Here is a 6,376-nt window from a genome sequence, read left to right as displayed (position 1 = left end):
TGTAATATCGTCTTCAAAATTTGTTACCACATTCCAAGCAGAACTTGTACTCCCATCCCATCTTGCTAATGCATCTCGTGTAATACTGAATGTATTTCCTACAAACGTAATTTGGTAGTTTGTTCCAAGTGCTAAAGTTCCTTGAGTAATTGGATAATCTCCAATTGCTTCTCCTGTATTTCTTTCTAATGATCCAGTAAAACTATCACCACTTACCAAACTTCCTGAAGTTATTTGATATGTTAAAGCAGGATCTGTTTCTCCTTCAACTTTAGTACCTGAATCTGCAGTTACTTCGATTTCTCTTTCGTAAATGTCAAAAGTAGGAGGTATAAAAAATGATATGTTATAATTAGGCCCTGCAGTAAGTGTTCCTAAGTTAATAGTATAATTTCCTACATCTTCTCCAGGTTCTCTAACTAAACTTCCTGAGAATGCATCTCCTGAAACTAAGCTTGAACCAGGGAATAAGCTGTAACTTATATTAGGTTCTGGCTCTCCATACTCTTTTGATCCTGATATTATTAATACAATATCTCTTTTATTTACAGTTAAAGATTGTTGAACATCAGTAGCTGGATTGTAAGTAGCATCACCTGCCTGACTTGCCGTGATTGTTGCAGTACCTTCTCCAACAATAGTTACTGTGTCTCCAGAAATTGTAGCAACCGAAGTATCTGAACTAGTATACGTAACGGTTAAACCAGAGTCTGAAGTAGCAGTTAATGCAAAATCAGCATCACCATAAGTTACGTCACTTAAACTATTAAATGTTATTATTTGATCTTGTAATGGAGCATATGTAGCTGTAACCGTATTATTCATATTTACAAACCCACATGGGCTATTAGTAAATAAATCTTTAACCCAATTTGTAGCATCTCCTGCAGCATTTTGTAATGTTCCAGTATTTGAATTACCAGACTCATCTGTTACACTAGTACCTGAAGTTTGATCATAATTATAGTTCAGTACTAAATTTGTTTGTGGATTTGTAAATTCAGTACTCATATTAGATGAAATTTCACTTTGTGTACGAACACCATTCCAAATTCTTGTCTGCGCTAAGTATCCTCCAAATATTTTACTACTATCAGAGGTATTTTGATAGTTTCTTCCTAAACGAATATTAGACGTTAAAACAAAAGTTTCAAATGTTTGATTACTCGGATTTGTTCCTACTAAATTTCCATTAACATAGAAACTAATTGATGAACCATTAATTGTTGCTGCAACATGAAACCAAGTATCGACAGGATACGTATAACTAGGTGTATTTAAAGGACCTCCATCATCAAAATCATCATTATAATTCCCAGCAAATATTTGTCCTCCTGAAATATTAATATAAAAAGGTACTACAATTGATGCTAAATCACCTCCGTATCCTTCAAAAGTAATAATTGAAGCATCTACATCTGTTGCATCAGAAGTTGGAATTTTAACCCAAGTTTCTATAGTAGCTTCTCCAATATTAGTCAATTGAGAATTAATCGGTGCAATACTCACATAATCATCAACATTATCGAAACGTAATGTATTCCTTAACCCATTACTTGAGTTTGCGTCTGTACCTATTACTTTATATGTCTTATCTGCAGTAATTGCATCTGAAGTAAATGAAACATTAGCTTCAGTTCCCGTTAATGGACCTTGTAATACTTCATTCGTAGCATTATCTTGTAAATAGTAAACTACACCTGCTTGAGAATTCTCAACTGATACTACTGCTGATTGACCATCTGGTTGAGACAAACCAACAGTTTTAACATCCAAAGTTTGTACACTAGCTAAAGGGGTAGCTGTCATTTGCAATGTATTCGTAGCAGTTGGTAACATTTGATTGTCTTGTACTGCTATTACATTATATGTTTTGTCACTTGATAACTGTTCTGTAGCAAATGAAATGGCATTTCCAGTTCCTGCTACCGGTCCTTCAATAATAGAATTATCACTATTATCTCTTAAATAATAATTAACGCTTGTTTGCGAACCATCAATAGAAACTGTTGCACTAGTACTGCATAAAACTGATCCTGTTGTATCTAAACTTACATTTTGATTTACAATTATAATAGGATTTACTGTTAACGATTGTATTACATCTGGAGCAGGTAAATATATCCCTCCACCAGCTTGTGAAGCTGTAATATTAACAGTACCTGCTTTATGAATAGTTACTGTACTTCCTGAAATGGAAGCAATAGTTGGATCCGAACTTACATATGAAACCGCTAACCCTGAAGAAGCTGTTGCCGTTAAATTGAAGTTAGCACCTCCATACGTAACATCACTTAACGCATTAAATGTAATGGTTTGCGACGTACCTTCTATAGTGATAGTTACATCTTTAGAAGAAGCATTATAAAAATTACCATCAGGTGAAGTAGCTCTTAAAATTACAGAGCCAGGGTTACCCGCAGTAAAAACATTAGTTGTATTGTTTACGCTAGAACCAGTAACATCTGGTGGAACTATAGTATATGTTACAGGAGCACTATTTTGAAAACTCTTAGCTTCTTGTAATTGGAATGTTTCTCCTGGTTGAAGTGTAGTATCAAAAAGATTAAAAACACGATCAAATTTGAAATTAGTTCCGTCCCAAATTAACACTAATGTGTAGAATTCTGTAGCAGCATATTGCAATGTTGCTTCTTGCGAAACTTTTACTATAATACCACCTGGAGTTGTCCCCGATGTTAATATATTACCACTAATACTTGAACCTAAAGGTTCATCAACAATAGAATATGTTATAGCTCCATTTGAATTAGTAGTTATTCGTGTACTTAAATCTAAGGTAGAATTAATCAGTAAAAAAGGATCTCCTCCTATCGTAGCATCTGGCGCTGTTATAGTAAGTGTAGCTGTTGCAGTTCCTCCGGCAAAACCTCCTGAAGGTTCTTGAGTTGCTTCTATAGTTACAGTTCCTGCTGTTCCTAAAGTAACTGTAGCATTATTTGTTCCACTTAATGTAGTAGTTTGTAATCCTGTTTGATTTAAAATTTGATATGAAATAGCTCCTCCTGAATTTGAGGTAGCTACCAAATTAAAATTTGGATCTCCAACTACTTTTTCAATATCGTTGAAAGTAATTGTCGGGCTTACTAAACTCGCATCATTTGTTTTTGAAAACGTATAACCAGCTTGCTGATATAGTATACCATCAATATCACATGAAGGATAATAAGCTACAATATTGAAAAAATATGTTGTATTTGCACTTAGACCTGTAATGTTAAGGTTTGGAGAGGTTGAATTTCCAGAATAAATAACTTGCTCTCCACTTCCTGAATAATTTGTATTCCCTGTAGGAACTGCTGTCCCATTAGTTATAGATGAAAAACTGTTTATTGTATTCATCCTAATTACGTAACCATCTGGTGCTGTAGCCGGAGCTTCTGGCGAAAGCGCTGTAAAAGAATTGAACTCCATACTAGTATCGGTAATATTTCCAAACGATGGACTTGATGCCAAATTATCTGAATAATTACACGTTGTTAAATTGATTTCTTGAAAATCTGTTAAATTAACATAGCTAGTTCCTCCACAAGTGTAATATGGGTATGACCTAAAATAATACGTAGTATTCGGAATCAGATTGTTTGTAGTAGCAAAAAAAGAAGATAGTCCACCAACAACAACAGCTTGTTGACCTGCTCCTTGATAATCATTATTAGCCACCGGTAAGGTTGTATATGTAGCTTCAGGATCTGTAAAACTATTTTCTGTATTGATATAAATGATAAGACCCGACGGTACTAAATTATTATCTCGATTATATACAGGAGCTAAAGAATATGCTTTTACACTTCCCCCTGTAGTAGCTAAAAAATTATTGTACCCTGTAGGTGGTGGTCCACAACTCAATAAGGTAGTATTAAATCCTGTAGATTCAAAATAGTTATTTCCGCTACAACTATTGTATGTATAAACTTTTACATAATAATTCGTAAATGAAGATAATCCTGTAACAGCAAGGTTTGGTGTAGCAGAATTCCCAGCATAAATTACTTGTTCTCCACTACCAGAATACACTGAATTAGCAGTGGGTAATGAAGCTCCACTAGATGGGTTTGTAAATGAATCTACGGTATTCAATTTCACTACATAACCTAAAGTACTGCTTCCATGATTTGTAGATCCTCCTGTAAATGAGTTAATGCGAAATTGAGTTTCTGACTCAGGGCTTAAATTCACTGCAGTAATTGGTGCTGGAATAACTCCACAAGTAGTAGCTGAGACTGTTTGACCTGTAGAATGTTTGTAATATCCTGTACAGTCCCTGGCAACTGTAGCTTTCACAAAATATTCTTTATTTGGATCCAAACCTGTAACTACAATATTAGGATTTGTAATAGTTCCATTATCACTAGTATAAACCACTTGATCACCTGAACCAGAATACGCTGTGTTTACAGATATATCCATAAACCCATCAGTATGATTAGTAAAACTACCTGTATCTGAAACACTTACAAGAAATCTATCTCCAAAACTTGCTAAAATAGCACTAAAGGTAAGTCCATTTATAGTTAAACTAGTATCTGTTACAGAAGTAACTGCAACAGTCGTATTTGAAAAAGGATCAGTACATGTGGCTGGAGAAAAATCCTTAATAGAATAGTCATAAGTATAACCAGCAGAAGGCCCTTCATTAACCATTTTTAAAACATAATAAAAATCACCTCCTGAATAATCAATATTCAAATTATAAAACTGGGTTCCATCAAATCCACTTCGGACTCTAACATCAGAAATTAGTGTTCCATCATATCCTCCTGATCTTTTCTCTAAGAAAACTGGAGCAGCTTGTGAAGTTCCATTATAAATATCTAATCTTAATGTGTACGTTGATAAATCTCCAGCAGTTTTACTTATTTGCCAATAATCAACATCTCCAGCAGATTCTACAGTTCCTGAAAAACCAGTATCATCATATATTCGTTGAACACCTGATGCTGTTGGTGTGTCATTGGATTCAGTTTCAACCTGGGCATCAACTTTAAATGAAATAAAGCTTAGTAAAGCTACTAATAGCGATCTAAAAATTAATTTTCTAGAAAACGTTGAGGGCTTTGAACTTACCTTTTTGAGAATTGGAATTGTGTAATTGTGTTTCATCTAGTAAAATTTTATAACTTTTTATAAAAGGGTTACATAAGTTGTACAGGTAATCTTTACACTACCCTAGTTTTTTTTATTTTTTTATTTAAAATAATTACAGATTAACCTCTTATCAGAAATGTTTTTTTTACACTGTATAGGTAAACTATACATCTATTTTACTGCCTTTTACATGAAGTTGTTCAATTGTAAATCCATTTAGAATCTTACGATTTCGCTAATGCTCAAACAGCTTTTCATCTTACGCCTAACCCTACTGCCTTTATTTTTACAAATTCTTATCAATAGGTCGTTTTTTTCAATAACATGTCATTATAGTTGTTTCTCAAAATCTTTGTCGAGGGCCTTGGAATGACGACTTTTCAAACAGGTTCGTTTTATTCAATTAAATGCTGTTACAACTATTTCACAAAATTTTTATCGGAAGTCTTAATCTTATAAAATTGGTTTCTAAATAGGTAATGAAGTATTTTATTCTCTTAAATAGGCACAAAAAAAGCAGCATTAATTTTTAATGCTGCTTTATAATTCTGAATTTAAAGTTCTTTACTTTCTAATCAATATCTTTTTGTCTTTTACTCCAACTTTTGTTCGTACTTGAACTACATACACAGCTTGTTCCATTGGTGGTAAGGCTATACTATTCTTTCCTGTTCCTTGATGATTTTCTTGATACACAACCTTTCCTAATAAATCATATACAACAAGCTCAAAATCTTGTGAGATGATTCCTTCTACAAATACTATAGACTTTGAATTGTAAATTGTTACATCATCTAAAGTGAATGTTGGAGCTGCTAAAGTTTTAGACTTGGTATGTAAGTAAAATCTTCCTACTCCATCTACAGCTTCTTTGATCTGAACTGTGTAGGTTTCTGTTTCGCTTAATTTCACATACTCATCCAATAATCTATCTTCAATGTAAATCTCCATATCCGATGGTAATGCTATCATTTTTGAAGTAAATTCTATTTCACTACCTGCGTCAGCCTTTACCCCTAACGAAATACTAGTGTTTTCCATAGTTGAAGTTGGTAAAGATTGATGTGTAAAATTGTTTTCTAATGAACCATCAACTAAATGGGTAAATACATCAAATGCTGATCCATCAAAGTTTCCGATATCATAACCAACATCTAACCCTTCTGTAGCTTTTTCTGAATATGAAATCACTGTTTTTACTGTGGTGTTGTTTACACTTGCTCGTAATTCAATGGTAGGAATAGATATATCTATATTTCTTCCAAAA

General features: G+C 33.5%; 2 protein-coding genes. Both read right to left on the bottom strand.

The window, feature by feature from the left end; all coding sequences use genetic code 11:
• Positions 1-5,124 (bottom strand): beta strand repeat-containing protein (locus BVC87_RS22805; RefSeq protein WP_143569896.1); only part of this gene is annotated, 5,124 nt, incomplete at its 3' end.
• Between the two features lie 549 nt (positions 5,125-5,673).
• On the bottom strand, positions 5,674-6,376 hold a 703-nt coding region (locus tag BVC87_RS22800; protein WP_143569895.1), incomplete at its 5' end, for a T9SS type A sorting domain-containing protein.

This window comes from Tenacibaculum agarivorans, assembly GCF_001936575.1.
In the GTDB taxonomy this organism is placed as follows: domain Bacteria; phylum Bacteroidota; class Bacteroidia; order Flavobacteriales; family Flavobacteriaceae; genus Polaribacter; species Polaribacter agarivorans.
Note: the sequence above shows the minus strand (reverse complement) of the source record. Positions and strands in the feature narration are given on the sequence as shown.